Source organism: Streptomyces sp. SP18CS02, from assembly GCF_036322365.1.
Classification (GTDB): Bacteria; Actinomycetota; Actinomycetes; order Streptomycetales; family Streptomycetaceae; genus Streptomyces.
The window spans coordinates 1-20,940 of sequence record NZ_JAQYXC010000303.1 but is presented as its reverse complement, the minus strand read 5'-3'; the positions used below and the strand labels follow the sequence as shown (position 1 = coordinate 20,940).

18 protein-coding genes are annotated in these 20,940 nt (G+C 69.7%); 13 read left to right on the top strand and 5 right to left on the bottom strand.

Going from position 1 to position 20,940, the window contains the following annotated elements:
• The first annotated feature begins 176 nt into the window (after positions 1-176).
• From eccB to PUR26_RS31065, 4 genes are all read left to right on the top strand, one after another.
• The gene (eccB, locus tag PUR26_RS31080) at positions 177-1,727 is read left to right on the top strand and encodes a type VII secretion protein EccB (protein ID WP_329877604.1); all 1,551 of its coding nucleotides are present in this window, start codon (positions 177-179) and stop codon (positions 1,725-1,727) included.
• 125 nt (positions 1,728-1,852) lie between these two features.
• Entirely contained in the window at positions 1,853-3,103 is a 1,251-nt protein-coding gene (gene mycP / locus PUR26_RS31075) for a type VII secretion-associated serine protease mycosin (RefSeq protein ID WP_329877602.1), read from the top strand.
• A gap of 185 nt (positions 3,104-3,288) precedes the next feature.
• Positions 3,289-3,627 (top strand): WXG100 family type VII secretion target, encoded by a 339-nt coding sequence (locus PUR26_RS31070; protein ID WP_329877600.1) that lies wholly within the window; start codon positions 3,289-3,291, stop codon positions 3,625-3,627.
• 45 nt (positions 3,628-3,672) lie between these two features.
• Positions 3,673-3,966: a WXG100 family type VII secretion target gene (locus tag PUR26_RS31065; RefSeq protein WP_329877598.1), complete on the top strand. Its 294-nt coding sequence runs from the start codon at positions 3,673-3,675 to the stop codon at positions 3,964-3,966.
• 135 nt (positions 3,967-4,101) lie between these two features.
• Here the strand turns inward: PUR26_RS31065 and PUR26_RS31060 are convergent, their stop codons facing one another.
• Positions 4,102-4,347 carry a DUF397 domain-containing protein gene (locus tag PUR26_RS31060; protein ID WP_443077232.1) on the bottom strand — a complete coding sequence of 82 codons (246 nt, stop codon included), beginning with the start codon at positions 4,345-4,347 and terminating at the stop codon, positions 4,102-4,104.
• Positions 4,348-4,491: 144 nt separating this feature from the next.
• Entirely contained in the window at positions 4,492-8,448 is a 3,957-nt protein-coding gene (gene eccCa, locus PUR26_RS31055; RefSeq protein ID WP_329877596.1) for a type VII secretion protein EccCa, read from the bottom strand.
• A gap of 186 nt (positions 8,449-8,634) precedes the next feature.
• Here eccCa and eccD point away from each other — a divergent pair, with 186 nt between their 5' ends.
• The 6 genes from eccD (at position 8,635) to PUR26_RS31025 (ending at position 15,773) form a co-directional block, all read left to right on the top strand.
• Complete coding sequence (gene eccD / locus PUR26_RS31050; protein WP_329877594.1) at positions 8,635-10,104, top strand: type VII secretion integral membrane protein EccD; 1,470 nt, start codon at positions 8,635-8,637, stop codon at positions 10,102-10,104.
• Between the two features lie 177 nt (positions 10,105-10,281).
• A complete protein-coding gene (gene rpsO, locus PUR26_RS31045; protein ID WP_003958228.1) occupies positions 10,282-10,572 on the top strand; it encodes a 30S ribosomal protein S15 in 291 nt (96 codons plus the stop codon).
• Positions 10,573-10,877: 305 nt separating this feature from the next.
• A complete protein-coding gene (locus tag PUR26_RS31040) occupies positions 10,878-13,106 on the top strand; it encodes a polyribonucleotide nucleotidyltransferase (protein WP_329877587.1) in 2,229 nt (742 codons plus the stop codon).
• Positions 13,103-14,482, top strand: coding sequence for a M16 family metallopeptidase (locus PUR26_RS31035; protein WP_329877585.1), 1,380 nt, complete (start codon positions 13,103-13,105; stop codon positions 14,480-14,482). The genes PUR26_RS31040 and PUR26_RS31035 overlap by 4 nt, the downstream gene beginning before the upstream one ends.
• 83 nt (positions 14,483-14,565) lie before the next feature.
• Entirely contained in the window at positions 14,566-15,321 is a 756-nt protein-coding gene (dapB, locus tag PUR26_RS31030) for a 4-hydroxy-tetrahydrodipicolinate reductase (protein ID WP_329877583.1), read from the top strand.
• Positions 15,321-15,773 (top strand): tetratricopeptide repeat protein, encoded by a 453-nt coding sequence (locus PUR26_RS31025; RefSeq protein WP_329877581.1) that lies wholly within the window; start codon positions 15,321-15,323, stop codon positions 15,771-15,773. Before dapB ends, PUR26_RS31025 begins: the two co-directional genes overlap by 1 nt.
• 128 nt (positions 15,774-15,901) lie before the next feature.
• Here the strand turns inward: PUR26_RS31025 and PUR26_RS31020 are convergent, their stop codons facing one another.
• The gene (locus PUR26_RS31020; protein ID WP_329877579.1) at positions 15,902-16,447 is read right to left on the bottom strand and encodes a hypothetical protein; all 546 of its coding nucleotides are present in this window, start codon (positions 16,445-16,447) and stop codon (positions 15,902-15,904) included.
• A 97-nt stretch (positions 16,448-16,544) separates the two neighbouring features.
• The gene (locus tag PUR26_RS31015; protein WP_329877577.1) at positions 16,545-16,784 is read right to left on the bottom strand and encodes a hypothetical protein; all 240 of its coding nucleotides are present in this window, start codon (positions 16,782-16,784) and stop codon (positions 16,545-16,547) included.
• 220 nt (positions 16,785-17,004) lie between these two features.
• Between PUR26_RS31015 and thyX the strand changes: the two genes are divergently transcribed.
• The 3 genes from thyX (at position 17,005) to PUR26_RS31000 (ending at position 20,647) form a co-directional block, all read left to right on the top strand.
• Entirely contained in the window at positions 17,005-17,745 is a 741-nt protein-coding gene (thyX, locus tag PUR26_RS31010; RefSeq protein ID WP_329877575.1) for an FAD-dependent thymidylate synthase, read from the top strand.
• Between the two features lie 204 nt (positions 17,746-17,949).
• Complete coding sequence (gene dapA, locus PUR26_RS31005; RefSeq protein WP_329877573.1) at positions 17,950-18,849, top strand: 4-hydroxy-tetrahydrodipicolinate synthase; 900 nt, start codon at positions 17,950-17,952, stop codon at positions 18,847-18,849.
• A gap of 112 nt (positions 18,850-18,961) precedes the next feature.
• Positions 18,962-20,647, top strand: coding sequence for a ribonuclease J (locus tag PUR26_RS31000; RefSeq protein WP_329877571.1), 1,686 nt, complete (start codon positions 18,962-18,964; stop codon positions 20,645-20,647).
• A gap of 100 nt (positions 20,648-20,747) precedes the next feature.
• Here the strand turns inward: PUR26_RS31000 and PUR26_RS30995 are convergent.
• The coding region (locus PUR26_RS30995; RefSeq protein ID WP_329877569.1) for a hypothetical protein at positions 20,748-20,940 on the bottom strand (193 nt) is incomplete at its 5' end.

The window sequence follows — 20,940 nt, the reverse complement described above, 5'->3', positions numbered from 1 at the left end:
CCAATTCATCCCGATCACCCTGGCCTGCCAGGGCTTTGGCGGCTGGATCACCCTACCCGCCCCACAAGCACCCTCGGACAACAGGCATAGTAGGGGGCCGGTCCGACAACGAGGCCCCGGGTGCCATGCTCCCCAGGGCTCTCGCGGGTGACTGTGCCTTTCGAAGATGGGGACTCATGGCATCACGGCGGGATGAGCTCAACGCGTACACCTTTGCGAAGAAGCGCACGGTGGCCGCATTCCTCCAACCTTCGCCCACGGGCACCGAGGAAGGGGCGCCGCGTCCGCTGCGTGCCGTTCTCCCCGGTCTGATCGTGGGGGCCCTGGTGCTCGCCGGGTTCGGCGCCTGGGGCATGTTCAGCCCCAAGGCCCCCAAGGGGTGGGACGCCCCCGGCGCCAAGGTGATCGTCGGCAAGCAGTCCACGACCCGTTACGTGGTCCTCTCCACCGGCAAGGGCAAGGACAAGCGGAACCTGCTGCACCCCGTGCTGAACCTGGCCTCCGCGCGACTGCTCCTGAACCCCCAGGAGTTCGCGGTGATCCAGGTGAGCGACGACATCCTCGACGCGGGCAAGCCGCCGCGCGGCCCGGTCCTCGGCATCCCGTACGCCCCCGACCGCCTGCCCAGTGACACCGAGGCGGCCAAGGCCAAGCGCTGGGCCGTGTGCGAACAGCCCGGCGGAGGGAAGGGCGCCAGTGTGCAGAAGGCCACCTTCGTCCTGGCCGACCGCGACTTCTCCCGTACCGAGGGCAAGGAGCGCCTGAAGGACGGACAGGCCCTCTATGTCAAGGGGCAGAAGGGTGCCCGCTACCTGGTCGACGCGACGGGCACCAAGTACCTGGTGCGCGGCACACCGACCGACGCGTCCCTGCTCACCACCACGCTCGTCGGCCTGAACAAGCAGCCGCAGGCCGTCACCGACGACTGGCTGGCCACCCTGCACGACGGCAGCCCCATCGACTTCCCGGAGATCGACGGCACGGTCGGCGCCAAGGCCGGTATCGGCGGCGGGCTCAGCGAGACCGAGGACCGGGTGGGCATGGTCCTGCAGACCCAGACCGGCTCCGGACCGCAGCACTTCGTCGTCCTGCCCGGCAAGGTGCAGCAGGTGTCCGACTTCACCGCCTGGCTGCTCATCAACTCCCCGCAGACCAACCAGCTCGACATGAACGGCAAGCCGGCGTCGGTCGACGCCTCGTCGTTCGCGCCCGATCCGGCGACGTTCGGCGCCCATTACCGCTGGCCCGCCCGGAAGGCCGAGCAGGTCAACACCGTCGGCGGCGACGGCGCGCGCGACACCGTGTGCAGTGTGCTGCGCGGCGTCGACGACAAGGGCCGCACCACGCTGTCCACCTGGGCGGGCGCCGGTTACCCCGCGGACATCACCGCCGGCGGTTCCAGCACCTACGTCACCCCCGGCAGCGGCCTGCTGTACACCCAGGTCCAGGGCAACCAGAGCCGGCCCGACGGCTCGCTCTTCCTGGTGACGGACACCGGGCTGCGGTACGCGGTCCAGGCGAACGGCGACAGCGACGCCGAGCGTTCCGACATCGGCACCGGTGACCAGGAGAAGCAGCAGGACGGCCGCCCCGAGCCCAGCCAGGCGCAGATCCGCCTCGGCTACGAGAAGGTCACTCCCTCCCTCGTCCCCATCACCTGGTCGGAGTTCCTGTCCAAGGGCCCGCGTCTCGACACCAACAGCGCGCGCCAGCCGCAGGGTTCCTAGCACAGGACAGGGGGACGACAGCGATGACGAAGGCACCGGAAGCACCGGAAGCACCGGAAACAGCGCAAGCGCGTACGCGGAGGACGACCCACGCACGGAGGGCCGGGGCGCCGGCGCGGACGGCGGTGCCGTACCGCAGGGGCGCTCTGCTGACGGCCGCCGCGGCCCTCACCGGCCTCGTGGCGCTGCCCGGGGCCGCGCACGCCGGCCAGGCTCCCGCGTCCCCGCGGCCGCTCGGCATCGACGGCAGCGGCGAGTGCACCTTCCCCATGAAGGAGCAGATCGCGGGCACGCCCTGGCCGCTCCAGCGGGTGCTCCTCGACGAGCTGTGGCAGGACACCAAGGGCAAGGGCGTACGGGTCGCGGTCATCGACACCGGCGTCGACGACGTCAACCCGCAGCTGAAGTCCGCGGTCGACGCCTCGGCGGGCGCCGACCTCCTCAAGCCCGGCAAGGACGACCCGACGGACAGCAAGCGCGGCAAGACCGACGGCACGGTCGACGAGGTCGGGCACGGTACGAAGGTCGCCGGCATCATCGCCGCGCGCCCGCGCAAGGGGACGGGCTTCGTGGGCCTCGCCCCCGAGGCGACGATCATCCCGATCCGGCAGAACGACGAGAAGAACAGCGGCAAGTCCAACACCATGGCGACCGCGATCGACCACGCGATCGCCAAGGGCGCCGACGTCATCAACATCTCGCAGGACACGACGCAGTCGCTGAAGGCGGAGTCGGACCTCGGCCGGGCCGTCGCCCGGGCCCTCGCCGCGGACATCGTCGTGGTCGCCTCGGCCGGCAACGACGGCATGGACGGCAAGCTCAAGAACACCTTCCCGGCGGCCTTCCCGGGAGTCCTCGCCGTCGCCTCCTCCGACCGGAACAACGAACGCGCCGCGTTCTCCCAGGCCGGCACGTTCGTCGGCGTCGCGGCGCCCGGCGTGGACGTCGTCTCCACCGTCCCGGGCGGCGGTCAGTGCGTCGACAACGGCACCAGCTTCTCCGCCCCGTACGTCGCCGGGGTCGCGGCCCTGCTGCGCGCGAAGTACCCCGGCTGGAAGCAGCACCAGGTGGTCGCGCAGATCGAGCAGACCGCCGAGCGCTCCATCAACGGCCGCGACAACTACGTCGGCTGGGGGGTCGTCGACCCGGTGCGCGCCCTCAACGGGGACGGTAAGCCGCTGGAGGCCCCCACCCCGGACCCCGGCCCGCCCAGGCCGCCGGCGCCCGAACCGGCCCACCTGGCCATGACGGAGACGCCGCAGGAGCGCGACGAGCGCTATGCGACGTACGCCCTGGGCATCGGCGGTGTGCTGGTCGCGGTCGTGGCGGGCGGCGCCACGGTGATCCGGGACACCCGGCGCGGAAAAGTGCGATGAGTAGGCAGCCCGGCCAAGTCCGCCTACAAACCTTTGCAGTTGGAACTGTCGTATCAAGTGACTAGAGTGACGGTCGGGTTCACGCGAGTGGCCCAGCACGGGGGCGGCATCCAAAGGAACCCGTCCGCATCACAAACGGTCTCGACGGCACTACCGCCGTCGTCATCGAAGGAAGAAGGGGCACGATGTCGAAAGATCTGAAGGTAACCAGTGACGAGCATGTCAAGCTCGCCGGCCGGATCCAGGACTTCCACGACGAGCTGCAGTCCCGCATCACGTCCCTGAACGGCGTGGTCGACCGCATCCAGGCGGGCTGGCAGGGTGCGGCGAGCCAGGAGTACGACAAGGTTCAGCACAACATGAACCTGCGTCTCAAGAGCATGCGCGCCGACCTCGTCCAGCTTGAGGAGATCATGCGGATGAGCGCCGACGGCTTCACCCAGGAGGAAGAGGACCGCATCTCGGCCTTCCGGAAGATGGATGACACTCCGGCCGGCCAGAGCAAGATCCTCGGTATGGCCTGAGGGCCTTTCCCTTCCGCTGAAATCCGTCACTAGGAGCAAGCACACATGACCACTGCCGTCAATTACGACACCGTGACGCAGGCGGCCGGCGACGTCCGTCTCACCAGCTCGCAGCTGAGCCAGAAGCTCGGCGACCTCATGAGGGACGTCAACCGCGTCGCCAATGAGTGGGAAGGTGAGGCGAAGACCGCCTACCGCGAGATCCAGGACCGCCTGTCCCGCGACATGGACGGCATGAACCAGGACCTGAACCGCATCGCCCAGCTGCTGGACGAGTCGGTCACCGGCTACCAGGACACCGACAAGGGCAACGCGGCCCGGTTCCGGATGATGATGTAGTACCGCGACACCACACGTGAGGGGGTTGCCCGCTTCGGCGGACAACCCCCTCACGCGTGTGCGCGCGGCGGCCCGCCGGAGGACACCGCCCGGGCCTTTCGCGCATCCGCCCGGACCGGCGCGGGCACCGCCGGCTCAGGTCAGGTCGAACTCGCCGTCCCGCGCCCCGAGCACGAACGCACGCCACTCGGCCTCCGTGTACCGCAGGACCGTCCCGGGCTCCAGCGACGACCGCATGGCGACGGCCCCGCCCGGCAGATGGGCGATCTCCACGCGCTCCTCGTCGGGGCTCGTACCGGGAGCGCCCAGCCACTCCACCCCGGAGATGTCCAGCGCGTAGAGCTCTTCCTTCTGGCGTTCCTTGTCGATTGCCTCAGCCATCGGCGCGGTCCCTCCCACGATTGTTGCGGGTAGTGCAAACGAGCTTTCCGCCCACACTAACGGCAACGGCCCGGGCGTACGGCCCACATGGAGCCGAACCATCCGCCCGGGCCGTACGGCCTCGTGTGCCGCCCGACAGGACCCCTACCGCTGCTCCGGCAGCCATCCCAGCTGCACCAGCGGCATGCCCCGCTTCCGGGACACGAACGTGCCACGCCCCGGAGGCATCGGCCGCGCCCGCACGTTGCCGAGGATGTCACCCTCGCTCGGGTCACCGGAGAGGACGATGCCCTGCGCGCCCAGCTCCTTGACGCGCTGCATGAACGGCTCGTACATGGCACGCGAGGCACCGGCGGCGTTGCGCGCCACGATGAAGCGGATGCCCACGTCCCGGGCGAACGGCAGGTTCTCCACGAGCACCTGGAGGGGGTTGCCCGCGTTCGTCGCCACCAGCTCGTAGTCGTCGACGATCACGAACAGCTGCGGGCCGTTCCACCAGCTGCGGTCGCGCAGCTGCTGCGGGGTGATGTCCGGCTTCGGCGCCCGCTTCTGCATCACCGTGTTGATGGCGTCCATGTGCATCTGCATGGCCGAGGCCATCGGCGCGTACTCCAGCAGGTGCGACGGCGGCACGACCTCCAGCAGCGAGCGCCGGTAGTCGCCCACCACGATCCGCGCCTGGTCCGGCGTGTAGCGCTCCGCCAGCTGCTTGGCGATCAGCCTCAGCAGACCCGTCTTGCCCGACTCGCTCTCACCGAAGACCAGGAAGAACGGGTCGGTCTCGAAGTCGATGAAGACCGGTTCCAGGTTGGTCTCGTCGATACCGATCGCGATCCCGTGCTGCGGGTACTCGAACCCCTTCGGCAGCTGCTCGGCCGGCAGCTTGCGCGGCAGCAGCCGCACACCGGGCGCGCCGGGGCCCGCCCAGCTGCTCTTGACGGCCTCGACGAACGCGGCCGTTCCCTCGAACAGATCGGCCGAGCTGCTCGATCCGTCGATCCTCGGCAGCGCGCCCATGAAGTGCAGCCGCTCGGGCACCTGGCCGCGGCCGGGCACGCCCGGAGGCACGTTCGCGGCGACCTTGCGGTCGAACTCCGAGTCCATGACGTCACCGAGCCGCAGCTCCAGACGCCCGAGCATCTGGTCCTTCAGGGCCGCCCGCACCTCCATGTACCGGGCCGCGGTGATGACGACGTGGATGCCGTAGCCCAGACCGCGCGCGGCGATGTCCGAGACGACCGGCTCCAGCATGTCGTAGTCGTTCTTGAAGCCGCCCCAGCCGTCGATGACCAGGAACACGTCGCCCCACGCCTCGCCCGGCAGCTCGCCCGCCGCGCGCTTGCGCCGGTAGGTGGCGATGGAGTCGATGTTGTGGGAGCGGAAGAACTCCTCACGCCGGTTCAGTACGCCCAGCACCTCCGCGACCGTACGCCGGACCCGCTCGGGGTCCAGCCGGGACGCGACCCCGCCGACGTGCGGCAGGTCGGCCAGCGACGACATGCCGCCACCACCGAAGTCCAGTGCGTAGAACTGCACTTCGTGCGGGGTGTGGGTGAGCGCGAACGACGAGATCAGCGTCCGCATCAGGGTCGACTTGCCGGACTGCGGACCGCCGATGACCATCATGTGGCCCGCCGCGCCCGAGAAGTCCCGGTACAGCACCTCACGGCGCTGCTCGAACGGCTTGTCGATGAGACCCAGGGGTACGGTCAGGCCGCCCGGGCGCGTGTAGTCGGTCGCCGTGAGACCGCGCTCCGCGGTCGGCGCGAGACCCGGCAGCAGCTGGTCGAGCGAGGGTGCCTGGTCCAGCGGCGGCAGCCACACCTGGTGGGCGGGCACACCCTGCCCCTCCAGACGGCGCACGATCACATCGAGGACGGTGTCCGCGAGCGCCTCGTCCTCCTGCTCCCGCGCGGAGGACAGGTAGGCCGGGTCGGGAGCCGCGTACACCACCGGCACCGGGTTCGCCGTGAAGAGGGACGGCCGCCGCTCGATCGGCAGCTGCCCGGCGGGGAGGTCGGGACCTCCGGTGCGGTACGTGCCGGAGACGTACGCCGCCTTGAAGCGGGTCATCTCGTCCGTGCCGAACTTCAGATAGCCCGAACCCGGCACCGGCGGCAGGTGGTACGCGTCGGGCACACCGATCGCGGTGCGCGACTCGGCGGCCGAGAAGGTCCGCAGGCCGATGCGGTACGAGAGGTACGTGTCCAGGCCGCGCAGCTTGCCCTCCTCCAGGCGCTGCGAGGCCAGCAGCAGGTGGACGCCCAGTGACCGGCCGATACGGCCGATCTGGATGAACATGTCGATGAAGTCGGGCTTCGCGGTGAGCAGTTCGGAGAACTCGTCGATGACCAGCACCAGCGAGGCCAGCGGCTCCAGCGGAGCACCGGCCGCCCGGGCCTTCTCGTAGTCGTGGATGTTGGCGTAGTTGCCCGCCGAGCGCAGCAGCTCCTGGCGGCGCTGCAGCTCGCCGCGGATGGCGTCACCCATCCGGTCCACCAGCGTCAGGTCGTCCGAGAGGTTCGTGATCACCGCGGCGACGTGCGGCATCTGCGACATGCCGGCGAAGGTCGCACCGCCCTTGAAGTCCGCGAGGACGAAGTTCAGCGTCTCCGACGAGTGCGTGACCGCGAGGCCCAGCACGAGCGTGCGCAGCAGCTCCGACTTCCCGGAACCCGTCGCGCCCACGCACAGACCGTGCGGGCCCATGCCCTCCTGGGCGGCCTCCTTGAGGTCCAGCATCACCGGCTGGCCGTCCTCGCCCACACCGATCGGCACCCGCAGGCGCTCCGCCGTCGACCGGGGCCGCCAGGTCCGCGCCACGTCCACCGCGGCCGCGTCGCCCAGGTTCAGCAGATCCGTGAAGTCCAGGTTGGCCAGGAGCGGTTCGTCGTCGTCGCCCCCGCCCATCCGCAACGGCGCCAGCTGCCGGGCCAGCGCCTCGGCGGCGGGCAGCGAGATGACGTCCGGCAGACCCTCGTACGCGAAGCCCGACCCCGACTCCAGCCGCAGCCGGCCCGGACGCACGACGATCGACAGCCCGCCCCGCGGCTCGTCCAGGTTCCCCGGGATCACCTCGATGATCGTCACGCCCTGGAGCCCCTCGGCCGCCGCGAGCAGCGAGTCCGGCGGCACCATCCCGCCGTCCAGGACCACCACGACGTGCGGCTGGTCCAGCACCGGCTGGCTGTCCCGGCCGAACCGCGGGCGCCCGTCCAGCCGGCTGTGCAGCAACTGCTCCAGCTCGCCCAGGTCGTCGCCGAACAGCCGCTTCGTACCGGCCCCGTCGACCTGTCCCGGCACCTGGGTGTGCGGCAGCCACTTCGTCCAGTCCCAGCGCGGCACCGCACCGGGCGCCGCGACCACCGCGACCATCAGGTCCTCGGGGGAGTGCAGTGTCACCAACTGCGAGACCAGCGCCCGCGCGGCACCGTGCACCGACTCGGGCTCACCGGAGACCGTCACGTGGTAGAAGGCGCGCATCGAGACCGCCATCGGCAGCCCGTCCAACGAACCGTGCACGGCGAGGAACTGCTGCATCGCGCCCGCGCACAGCGGCTCCAGCTCGTCGATCGGGGCGGTCTCCGGCGCCACCAGCGGGGTGGACAGCTGCTGCGAGCCGAGACCGACCCGCACCTGCCCGAAGTCCTTGTCGCCGACCCGGCGTTCCCATACGCGCGAACCCTCGGCCACCACCGACCAGAGCTGCTCGGGGGAGGGGTGCAGATACAGCTGCGCGTCCCGCTGCGAACGGGCCGTCCGGCGGATCGTGCGCCGCGTCTGCGCGAGGTATTTGAGGTAGTCGCGGCGGACATCGGCAATTTGCCCCTGCGTACCCCGCCGGAACCTGACCAGTTGGGCGACGACCATCGCGACCGTCGACACCAGCATCAGGACACCCATGATGCGCATGAACGGAGCGGCGTTCGGCATGAAGAAGAAGACGACGGACGAGCCCATGCCGAGCAGCGGCAGGAGCTGCATCAGCATGCCCTCCTGCTGCCCGCGAGGCAGCTCCGGCGGTGCCTCCAGGGTCAGTTCTTCCGTCGGCACCTCCGGCGGAAGGGACCTCGGCGGGCGTTTGACGACGATCTGGCTCACCGGAGCATCAATCCCTCGATACGGACGGAAGACGGACGGGCAGGTTCCGCACCGGCGCCCCCGCGACGGGTTCTGCTTGCGGACTTCCCTCCGCGCGACGGTGATCCTACTTGCAGCCTGTGTGACCACTCCCCGGTAGGGTGGCGCGCGCACCGTGCGCAACCGCGAATCAGGGGGTCCAGACACGTGAGTACGACCGCAGCGACCGGCTTCTGCCGCGTCACCGTTGTGGCGCCGGACAGCCGTATCGATGTCGCCCTCCCGGAGGACATCGCCGTCGCCGACGTCTACCCGGAGATCCTGCGGCTCACCGGCCAGACACAGGCGGCCGGCACTCCCACCGGCTACCACCTCGTACGCCGCGACGGCACCGTCCTCGACAGCGCCCGCACGCTCGCCGCGCAGCAGGTCCTCGACGGCGAAGTGCTCTCCCTGCGCCCGTTCGCCGAATCGCTGCCGCCCGCGGTCTTCGACGACGTCTCCGACGCCGTCGCCTCCGCCGTCACCCGCGACCGCCACCTGTGGGGCGACGAACTGCTGCGCGGCGCGGGCCTGGTCGGCGGCGTCCTGCTGCTCGTCCTCATGGGGTTCGTGCTCTGGTTCGCCGACCCCCTGCGCCACGACATGCACAGCCTCCCGGGCGTCATCGCGGGCGCCGCCGGCCTGCTGCTCACCGCCTTCGCCGGAGTGCGCGCCCGGGTCTACGGGGACCGCACCACCGCCGTCGCGCTCGGCCTCGGCGCCCTCCCGCTGCTGCTCATCGCGGGCTCCGGCATCATCGGCGCGGACGCCGGCCACGGACCGGGGCGGCTGCAGTTCCTGCTCGGCTGCGTCAGCGTCCTGGTCGCCTCCGTCGCCCTGGTCGCGCTCACCCCGAGCGGCGACGCCCCGTTCGTGGCCGCCACCTTCCTCGCGGTGGTCGGCACCCTCGCCACGTTCGCGATGATCCTCACCGGCGCGTCCGCCACCGGGACCGCCGCCGTCTGCGCCCCGGTCGCCATCGGGCTGGTCGCCTTCCTGCCGGGCCTCTCGGCCCGCTTCGCGCGCCTGCCCATCGGCTACGCCTCCCCGCGCAGCGCCGCCGACGAGTTCGACCACGACCCGCACGGCGCCCCCGAGGCCCAGCCCGTCGACGCCGAGCGCATCGCCCTGCAGGCCCGCCGCGGCCACGAGATGCTGCTCGGCCTGGTGGGCGGCTGCGCCGCCGTCGTGGTCGGCTCCGCCGCCGTGCTCGGCTTCGCGGGCAACGTCTGGGGCCAGCTCCTCGCGCTCGCCTCCGGCCTCGCGATGCTGCTGCGCGCGCGCCTCTTCCGCTACACCTCGCAGGTCGCCTGCGTCCTGGTGGCCGGCATCGCCGCCATCGCCCTGCTGGTCCTGGGCCTCTCCCTGAACCCCCCGGCCGACCTCGTCAAGGAACTGATCATGTACGGGGACCGGGGCGGCCTGGACATCCGTACGATCTGGCTCACCGCGGCGGTCGCCGCCGGGGCGGCCCTGATCACCGCGATCGGCCTGATCATCCCGAAGAAGGGCCTCTCGCCCTTCTGGGGCCGGCTGCTCGACCTGGCCGAGGGCGCGGTCCTGCTCTCCCTGGTCCCCCTCTGCCTCGCCGTGCTGGACGTCTTCATCGCCGCCCGCTCGCTGACAAGCAAGTAAACAGAACTCCGCCGGGCTGGTACGCTGTGTGACGGCCGTTTGTGTACGCGATCCCCGGAGCCTCGAAGACTCTGGAGTGCAGCGCTCATCGGACCTTCGCCTCCGAGTCACGGAAGCTCCCCTGAGACCAAGACCAGGGGCACTCGTGGGCGCATCGAACACCAAGAGGAGTACCGAGTGTCTCTCGACGCCGCTACGAAGAAGCAGATCATGGCCGAGTTCGGCACCAAGGAGGGCGACACCGGCTCCCCCGAGGTCCAGGTCGCGATGCTCTCCCGCCGGATCTCGGACCTGACCGAGCACCTCAAGACCCACAAGCACGACCACCACTCCCGTCGTGGTCTGCTGATCCTGGTCGGCCAGCGTCGCCGCCTCCTGCAGTACCTGGCCAAGAAGGACATCCAGCGCTTCCGCGCGCTGGTCGACCGCCTCGGCATCCGCCGTGGTGCGGCCGGCGGCGCCAAGTAAGACGCCGTGAAGGGAGCGGTTCCCAGCTGAGGGGGCCGCTCCCTTCGCCGTATACGCGCGGAGTCCGGAATGCCAACCTGGGCACAAGCTCAGTAATCTGGTCGCACAACGCAATAGCGAAAACGGCATAACGTACAGAGGAGAGGCGCGCCCACCGCCGCCGCCGGTCCTCGGTAGTGGCCCCCGGGACATCGCCCGGGTGCTTCGATCGAAGACCGGCCCGCATACACGGCGCGCATCTCCGCCCCGTCCCCCGCCACACGGGCGGGAGGGCGAAAAGACGACAAGTAACGGAGATATCGCTAGTGGAGAACGAGACCCACTACGCCGAGGCCGTCATCGACAACGGCTCCTTCGGCACCCGCACCATTCGCTTCGAGACGGGCCGCCTGGCCAAGCAGGCCGCCGGCTCCGCCGTGGCGTACCTGGACGACGACACCATGGTGCTGTCGGCCACCACCGCTTCCAAGAAGCCCAAGGACCAGCTCGACTTCTTCCCCCTCACGGTGGACGTCGAGGAGCGGCAGTACGCGGCCGGCAAGATCCCCGGCTCCTTCTTCCGCCGCGAGGGCCGGCCCTCCGAGGACGCGGTCCTCACCTGCCGCCTGATCGACCGCCCGCTGCGCCCCTCCTTCAAGAAGGGCCTGCGCAACGAGATCCAGATCGTCGAGACGATCATGGCGCTCAACCCCGACCACCTGTACGACGTGGTCGCGATCAACGCCGCCTCCTGCTCCACGCAGCTGGCCGGCCTGCCCTTCTCCGGCCCGATCGGCGGCACCCGTGTCGCCCTGATCAAGGGCCAGTGGGTCGCGTTCCCGACGCACACCGAGCTCGAGGACGCCGTCTTCGACATGGTGGTCGCGGGTCGTGTCCTGGAGGACGGCGACGTCGCGATCATGATGGTCGAGGCCGAGGCGACCTCGAAGACCATCCAGCTCGTCAAGGACGGCGCCGAGGCTCCCACCGAGGAGATCGTCGCCGCCGGTCTCGAGGCCGCGAAGCCCTTCATCAAGGTGCTCTGCAAGGCCCAGGCCGACCTCGCCGCCAAGGCCGCCAAGCCCACCGGCGAGTTCCCGGTCTTCCTCGACTACCAGGACGACGTCCTGGAGGCGCTGACCGCCGCGGTCCGCTCCGAGCTCTCGCAGGCGCTCACCATCGCCGGCAAGCAGGAGCGCGAGGCCGAGCTGGACCGCATCAAGGAGATCGCCGCCGAGAAGCTGCTCCCGCAGTTCGAGGGCCGCGAGAAGGAGATCTCCGGTGCCTACCGCGCGCTGACCAAGAAGCTGGTCCGCGAGCGCGTCATCAAGGACAAGGTCCGCATCGACGGCCGTGGCGTCACGGACATCCGTACGCTCGCCGCCGAGGTCGAGGCCATCCCGCGCGTGCACGGCTCGGCGCTGTTCGAGCGTGGCGAGACCCAGATCCTGGGCGTCACCACCCTGAACATGCTCCGGATGGAGCAGCAGCTGGACACCCTCTCCCCGGTGACCCGCAAGCGCTACATGCACAACTACAACTTCCCGCCGTACTCCGTCGGTGAGACCGGCCGTGTCGGTTCGCCGAAGCGCCGCGAGATCGGCCACGGCGCGCTCGCCGAGCGCGCGATCGTGCCGGTGCTGCCGACGCGCGAGGAGTTCCCCTACGCGATCCGCCAGGTGTCCGAGGCCCTCGGCTCCAACGGTTCGACGTCCATGGGCTCGGTCTGCGCCTCCACCATGTCGCTGCTGAACGCCGGTGTGCCGCTGAAGGCTCCCGTCGCCGGTATCGCCATGGGCCTGATCTCCGACGAGATCGACGGCAAGACGCACTACGTCGCCCTCACCGACATCCTCGGTGCGGAGGACGCCTTCGGCGACATGGACTTCAAGGTCGCCGGTACGAAGGACTTCGTCACCGCCCTCCAGCTCGACACCAAGCTGGACGGCATCCCGGCCTCCGTCCTGGCCGCGGCCCTCAAGCAGGCCCGCGACGCCCGCCTCCACATCCTCGACGTGATGATGGAAGCGATCGACACGCCGGACGAGATGTCCCCCAACGCCCCGCGGATCATCACCGTCAAGATCCCCGTGGACAAGATCGGTGAGGTCATCGGCCCCAAGGGCAAGATGATCAACCAGATCCAGGAGGACACCGGCGCCGAGATCACGATCGAGGACGACGGCACCATCTACATCGGTGCCCAGGTCGGCTCGCAGGCCGAGGCCGCCCGCGCCACGATCAACGGCATCGCCAACCCGACCATGCCGGAGGTCGGCGAGCGCTACCTGGGAACGGTCGTCAAGACCACCACCTTCGGTGCGTTCGTGTCCCTGATGCCCGGCAAGGACGGCCTGCTGCACATCTCGCAGATCCGCAAGCTCGCCGGTGGCAAGCGCGTGGAGAACGTCGAGGACGTGCTCGCGGTCGGCTCCAAGGTGCAGGTCGAGATCGCCGAGATCGACCAGCGCGGCAAGCTCTCCCTGGTCCCCGTGATGGCGGACGAGGAGAACGACTCCGCGGACGCCGCCGAGAAGGACGACACCGACAAGTGACGTCCCGTAGTTCCGTGACGACGGCCCGCACCTCTTCGGAGGCGCGGGCCGTCGCCCGTACCCAAACGCTTCTCAAGGGCAGGGACGGCATCGGCACGGTCCGCCGCACGACCCTGCCCGGCGGCCTGCGTGTCGTCACCGAGACCCTCCCGTCCGTACGCTCCGCGACCTTCGGCATCTGGGCCAACGTCGGCTCCCGTGACGAGACGCCCACGCTCAACGGCGCCACGCACTATCTGGAGCACCTCCTCTTCAAGGGCACCAAGAAGCGGTCCGCCCTCGACATCTCCGCCGCGCTCGACGCGGTCGGCGGCGAGATGAACGCCTTCACGGCGAAGGAGTACACCTGCTACTACGCGCGGGTGCTCGACACCGACCTGCCGCTCGCCATCGACGTGGTGTGCGACATGCTCACCGGTTCGCTGATCCTGGAGGAGGACGTCGACGCCGAGCGCGGTGTCATCCTCGAGGAGATCGCGATGACCGAGGACGACCCGGGCGACTGCGTGCACGACCTGTTCGCGCACACCATGCTCGGCGACACCCCCCTCGGCCGCCCGGTCCTCGGCACCGTCGACACGATCAACGCGCTCGACCGCGCCCGGATCGCCCGCTTCTACAAGAAGCACTACGACCCGACCCGCCTGGTCGTCGCCGCCGCGGGCAACGTCGACCACGCCACGGTCGTACGCCAGGTCCGCAGGGCCTTCGAGAAGGCCGGCGCCCTGACCCGTACCGACGCGCTTCCCGTCGCCCCCCGTGACGGCCGGCGCACCATCCGTACGGCCGGCCGCGTCGAGCTGCTGAACCGCAAGACCGAGCAGGCCCACGTCGTCCTCGGAATGCCGGGCCTGGCCCGCACCGACGACCGCCGCTGGGCGCTCGGCGTCCTGAACACGGCTCTGGGCGGAGGCATGTCCTCCCGCCTCTTCCAGGAGGTCCGGGAGAAGCGCGGCCTGGCCTACAGCGTGTACTCCTACACGTCGGGCTTCGCCGACTGCGGCCTGTTCGGCGTCTATGCCGGCTGCCGCCCCAGCCAGGTCCACGACGTCCTGAAGATCTGCCGGGACGAGCTCGACCGGGTCGCCGCCGACGGACTGTCCGACGACGAGATCGGCCGTGCCATCGGCCAGCTCTCCGGCTCGACCGTCCTGGGCCTGGAGGACACCGGCGCCCTGATGAACCGCATCGGCAAGAGCGAGCTGTGCTGGGGCGACCAGATGTCGGTCGACGACATGCTCGCCCGGATCGCGGCCGTCACCCCCGACGAGGTGCGGGAGGTGGCCGGCGAGCTCCTCGGGCAGCGCCCGTCGCTGTCGGTGATCGGCCCCCTGAAGGACAAGCAGGCGGACCGCCTGGACCAGGCGGTGGCCTGACGGCCTGCCCCCGCGGCCGGGCCAGGCCGCGGGGGCAGGAGACCCTAGCCCCCGGGCACGAGCGGAACGAAGGAAGTACGAGCATGAGCAGCAAGCTGCGGGTCGCGGTCCTCGGTGCCAAGGGACGCATCGGCTCCGAAGCCGTACGCGCCGTCGAGGCGGCCGACGACATGGAACTGGTCGCCGCCCTCGGCAGGGGCGACAAGCTGGAAAGCCTCGTCGAGGCCGACGCCCAGGTCGTGGTGGAACTGACCACACCCGGGTCCGTCATGGGCAACCTCGACTTCTGCGTACGGCACAACATCCACGCAGTCGTCGGCACCACAGGCTGGACCGACGACCGGCTGGCACAGCTGACCGCCGTGCTGGACGGCTCGCCCGGCACCGGCGTCCTCATCGCCCCGAACTTCTCCATCGGCGCCGTCCTCACCATGAAGTTCGCCGCCCAGGCGGCCCCCTACTTCGAGTCGGTCGAGGTCGTCGAGCTGCACCACCCCCACAAGGCCGACGCCCCCTCGGGCACGGCCACCCGCACCGCGCAGCTGATCGCCGCCGCCCGCGCGGAGGCCGGCTCCGCACCCCAGCCCGACGCCACGACGACGGCCGTCGAAGGCGCCCGCGGCGCGGACGTCGACGGGGTCCGGGTCCACGCGATCCGGCTGTCCGGCCTGCTGGCCCACCAGGAAGTGCTGCTCGGCGGTGAGGGGGAGACCCTCACCATCCGCCACGACTCCCTGCACCACCGCAGCTTCATGCCCGGCATCCTGCTCGGCGTACGCCGCGTGGTGTCCACGCCCGGCCTCACCTTCGGCCTGGAACACTTCCTGGACCTCGGCTGATGCGCGCGAAGCTCACGTACTTCATCACGGCAGCCGTCCTGGTCGTCTACTTCGTCCTGGTCGGCAGCCGTGGTGTGATGCTGATCCAGCAGGGCACGCTGCTCACCGTCACCTTCGGCGCGGCGGTGCTGATCCTGCCGGTCATCGGTGTCTGGTTCCTCTGGAAGAACACCCAGTTCGTCACCAGGGCCAACCGGCTGGCCGTCGAGCTGGAGGCCGAAGGCGGCCTGCCCGTGGACGAGTTGAAGCGTACGGCGGGCGGTCGCATCGACCGCGAGTCGGCCGACGCCGTCTTCGCCAGGCGGCGCGAGGAGACGGAGGACTCGCCCGGCGACTGGCGCTGCTGGTTCCGTCTCGCGGTCGCCTATCACGACGCCCGCGACACGCCCCGCGCCCGCAAGGCGATGCAGCGCGCGATCGCCCTCCACGACAACAAGCCGGTCACGTACTGACCGGATCCGCGGATCCCGGGACGGGACCTGAGCGGTCCGAGTGCCGGGGTGTCCGCCGGGGGTGTCAGAGCGTCAGGAGCGCTTGAGCTCCGCCCGGCCGGACGGGGGCCCCGCCGCACGGACACGCCTCAGAGGGCGTACTCCGCGCTCCAGGCCTCGACCGTGTCGGCCGCGCGGTCGAACGCCTCGACCCGCGACAGGAAGTCCGCGTTGTGGTCGGTGAACAGCGCGAGCCGCTCCCCGTCCTGTCGTACGAGGACGAGAGCCTGGCCCTGCACGGTGCGCGGCAGCCCGAGCAGGCGCACGGGCTGCTGCACCGTCCGTACCGCCGAGGCCTGCGCCCACGGCAGGGTCGTCGTCCGGAAGAAGGCCACGCGCCGCACCCCGTGCCGGCTGACCCATGCGCCGACCCGCAGCATCCGCAGAGCGGCGGCGATCACCAGGACCGCCAGCCCCGAGCAGACGGCCGCGCCCGACAACGCCCCGGCGAAGGCGATGATCATCGCCGCCAGCAGGACGAACGACGCCAGCAACAGCGTGAGCGCCGCCGCCGCGACACGCCACGGACCAGGGCGGTACGGACGCCGCCACTGGTCGTGATCGTCGAACGGAAGCGCGACGTCGTCGGCGGTCTGGTCGAAAACCCGGTCGGCCGTCAGGAAGGGCAGGGGCACGGCTGATCCTCACTCATACGCACGCTCGATTGGGCTGTGCCCGGTGAGGCTACCCAGCACCTCCACGACCGGCCACCCCAGGGGGTGGCCGTGCGCGTCAGCGCCGGTGGGACGCCTCGGACTTCTGCGAGTGACCGGCCGAACTGCCGGGGTCCATCGCCGGAAGGCCGAAGAGCAGCGATCCGACCAGGCCGGCCACGACGGTCAGCCCGACCAGGCTACGGTTCGCGACCTGCGAAAGGCTCGGACGCTGCCGAGCCGGAGGGGTGACGTTACTGCGGAAGCGGTCGGCCTCGGCGACGAACGCGAACGGGACTGCCTCACGCCGGCGGAACATGTGGGGACTCTCCTTGTGATCTCGTGATGGACGCTGCTACTGGGTAGACGTCGGAAACAGCGGTTTGGTGCCCGAATTCCCGGCGGGGATCAAAGAATGTCCTCTGCCCCCGTCCGACCCCTCGTACGGCCCCGCGACCGGCCCTCGACGGTCCTTCGCTGTCGGTGCCGGGCCGTAGAGTGGGCGCCGCCCCGAGTGACGCAATTGGAAGGACCCGCCGGTGACCGCCACCCCCGCAGAAGATCCCAGGCCCAGCTTTCGCAGCGATGTGACCGTCGAACTGGTCAAGCACAGTGCGGCCGACTCCGACGTCCTGTGGGCCGCCCGTGTCTCCACCGCGGGTGAGCAGTCGCTCGAAGAGCTGCAGAAGGACCCCGAGCGGTCCAAGGGGCTGATCAACTATCTGATGCGGGACCGTCACGGAAGCCCGTTCGAGCACAACTCGATGACGTTCTTCATCAGCGCCCCCATCTTCGTCTTCCGCGAGTTCATGCGGCACCGGGTCGGATGGTCGTACAACGAGGAGTCGGGCCGCTACAGGGAGCTCGAGCCGGTCTTCTACGTGCCGGACACCTCCCGCAAGCTGGTCCAGGAGGGCCGTCCGGGCAAGTACGTCTTCGTCGAGGGCACCGAGGCCCAGCAGGAGCTCGTCAGCCGCACGATGGAGGCGTCCTACCTCCAGGCGTACGAGGCGTACCAGGAGATGCTCGCGGCGGGGGTCGCCCGTGAGGTCGCCCGCGCCGTCCTGCCCGTGGGGCTCTTCTCGTCCATGTACGCCACGTGCAACGCCCGCTCGCTGATGCACTTCCTCGGACTGCGGACGCAGCACGAGCTGGCCAAGGTCCCTTCCTTCCCGCAGCGGGAGATCGAGATGGTCGGCGAGAAGATGGAGGAGCAGTGGGCCAAGCTCATGCCCCTCACCCATGCCGCGTACAACGCCAACGGCCGCGTCGCTCCCTAGCGGGCGGACCCGGCGGCCCCCGCCGGTACAGATGTACGCATCAGCCGCCCGAAGTGTCCGTATTGCGGCGTTCCGAGAAGTTCATCTAGGCTGATCAAACGGACCCGGCACTGCTTGAACCCCCGAGCAGGCAGTGCCGGGCTCCCCTTCCTTCCAGTCCCCCGAGGGGACCCGACGCGCTGAGCAGCGAGTAGCGTGTTACCCATGGCTCCGATCTCCACTCCGCAGACCCCCTTCGGGCGGGTTCTCACCGCTATGGTCACGCCCTTCACGGCGGACGGCGCACTCGACCTCGACGGCGCGCAGCGGCTCGCCGCCCATCTGGTGGACGCAGGCAACGACGGCCTGATCGTCAACGGCACCACCGGCGAGTCCCCGACCACCAGCGACGCGGAGAAAGACCAGCTCGTACGAGCCGTCCTCGAGGCGGTGGGCGACCGCGCCCATGTCGTCGCGGGCATCGGCACCAATGACACCCACCACTCGGTGGAACTGGCCCGCACAGCCGAGCGCGCCGGCGCGCACGGCCTGCTCGCGGTGACGCCGTACTACAACAAGCCGCCTCAGGAGGGCCTGTACCGGCACTTCACGGCGATCGCGGACTCCACCGGGCTCCCGGTGATGCTCTACGACATCCCCGGCCGCAGCGGCGTCCCCATCGACACCGAGACGATCGTCCGCCTCGCCGACCACCCGCGCATCGTCGCCAACAAGGACGCCAAGGGCGACCTCGGCCGCGCCAGCTGGGCCATCGCCCGCTCCGGCCTCGCCTGGTACTCCGGTGACGACATGCTCAACCTGCCGCTGCTCTCCGTGGGCGCCTGCGGGTTCGTCTCCGTCGTGGGCCACGTCGTCACCCCGGAGCTGCGCGCCCTGCTCGACGCCCACCTCACGGGCGACGTGCAGAAGGCGACCGAGATCCACCAGCAGCTGCTCCCGGTCTTCACCGGCATGTTCCGCACCCAGGGTGTGATCACCACCAAGGCGGCTCTCGCGCTGCAGGGCCACCCGGCCGGTCCACTGCGCCTGCCGCTCGTGGAACTCTCCCTCGAGGAAACCGCTCAGCTCAAGATCGACCTCGCCGCCGGCGGGGTACAGCTGTAGTCACAGACTTCATAACTGAATACGAGATCAACAACAGCCAACAGCAAGTGCACGAATGTCATACGCGCCGCGTGCCCCTGAGGCACGTGGCGCGTGTGGTGAGGAGAGTCTTTTGAGTCATCCGCATCCTGAACTCGGCGCGCCCCCGAAGCTGCCCAAGGGCGGCCTGCGCGTCACCCCGCTCGGCGGTCTCGGTGAGATCGGCCGCAACATGACCGTCTTCGAGTACGACGGCCGTCTGCTGATCGTCGACTGCGGCGTGCTCTTCCCCGAGGAGGAGCAGCCCGGTATCGACCTGATCCTCCCGGACTTCACCACCATCAGGGACCGCCTCGACGACGTCGAGGGCATCGTGCTCACGCACGGTCACGAGGACCACATCGGCGGTGTCCCGTTCCTCCTCCGGCTGAAGCCGGACATCCCGCTGATCGGCTCCAAGCTGACCCTCGCGCTGATCGAGGCGAAGCTCCAGGAGCACCGCATCCGCCCGTACACCCTTGAGGTCGTCGAGGGACAGCGGGAGCAGCTCGGTCCCTTCGACTGCGAATTCGTCGCGGTCAACCACTCCATCCCCGACGCCCTGGCCGTCGCCATCCGCACTCCCGCGGGCATGGTGGTCCACACGGGCGACTTCAAGATGGACCAGCTGCCGCTGGACCGCCGCCTCACGGACCTCCCCACCTTCGCCAGACTCGGCGAGGAAGGCATCGACCTTCTTCTCTCCGACTCGACGAACGCCGAGGTCCCGGGCTTCGTCCCGCCGGAGAAGGACATCTCCAACGTCCTGCGTACGGTCTTCGCGAACGCCCAGAAGCGGATCATCGTGGCGAGCTTCGCCAGCCACGTCCACCGCATCCAGCAGATCCTCGACGCGGCCCACGAGTACGGCCGCCGGGTCGCCTTCGTCGGCCGCTCGATGGTCCGGAACATGGGCATCGCCCGCGACCTGGGGTACCTGCGGGTGCCCGCCGGGCTCGTCGTGGACGTCAAGACGCTCGACGACCTGCCGGACCACGAGGTCGTGCTCGTCTGCACGGGTTCCCAGGGCGAGCCGATGGCGGCCCTGTCCCGCATGGCCAACCGCGACCACCAGATCCGGATCGTCCAGGGCGACACCGTGATCCTGGCGTCCTCCCTGATCCCGGGCAACGAGAACGCGGTCTACCGCGTGATCAACGGCCTGAGCCGCTGGGGCGCCAACGTCGTCCACAAGGGCAATGCCAAGGTCCATGTCTCGGGTCACGCCTCGGCCGGCGAGCTGCTGTACTTCTACAACATCTGCAAGCCGAAGAACCTGATGCCGGTCCACGGCGAATGGCGCCACCTGCGGGCCAACGCGGAGCTCGGTGCTCTGACGGGTGTCCCGAAGGACCGCATCGTCATCGCCGAGGACGGTGTCGTCGTCGACCTGGTCGACGGAAAGGCGAGGATCGTCGGCAAGGTCCAGGCGGGCTATGTGTACGTCGACGGTCTCTCGGTCGGCGATGTCACCGAGGCGCACCTGAAGGACCGCCGCATTCTCGGCGACGAGGGCATCATCTCGGTGTTCCTGGTGGTCGACTCGACGAGCGGCAAGATCGTCGGGGGTCCGCACATCCAGGCGCGCGGCTCGGGCATCGAGGACAAGGCGTTCGACGCGGTCATCCCGAAGATCGGCGAGGCGCTCAACAAGTCCGCCCAGGACGGCGTCGTCGAGCCGCATCAGCTCCAGCAGCTGATCCGCCGCACGGTCGGCAAGTGGGTGTCCGACTCCTACCGCCGGCGCCCGATGATCCTGCCGGTCGTCGTCGAGGTCTGACGCCCCACCAGCTCGTTCCCGGAGCGGAGCCCCCCGATTTGCATCGGGGCGCTCCGCTCCAGTACGTTTACGGCTCCGCCTGAACGGACACCCGGTACAGCTACGTGCCGGACACGGTGCCCGGAAGAGGAGCGGAAATCCGGCTCAGAAACTTCTGATAAAGTCGGATCAGCCGAAAGGCAAAAGGCCCCCAACGGCCACCGGAAACAGAATCCAGACCGGAAACGGAACGGAAAAAGAATCTGGTAAGGTTGGAACCGCCGGAAAGGGAAACGCGAAAGCGGAGAACGGCC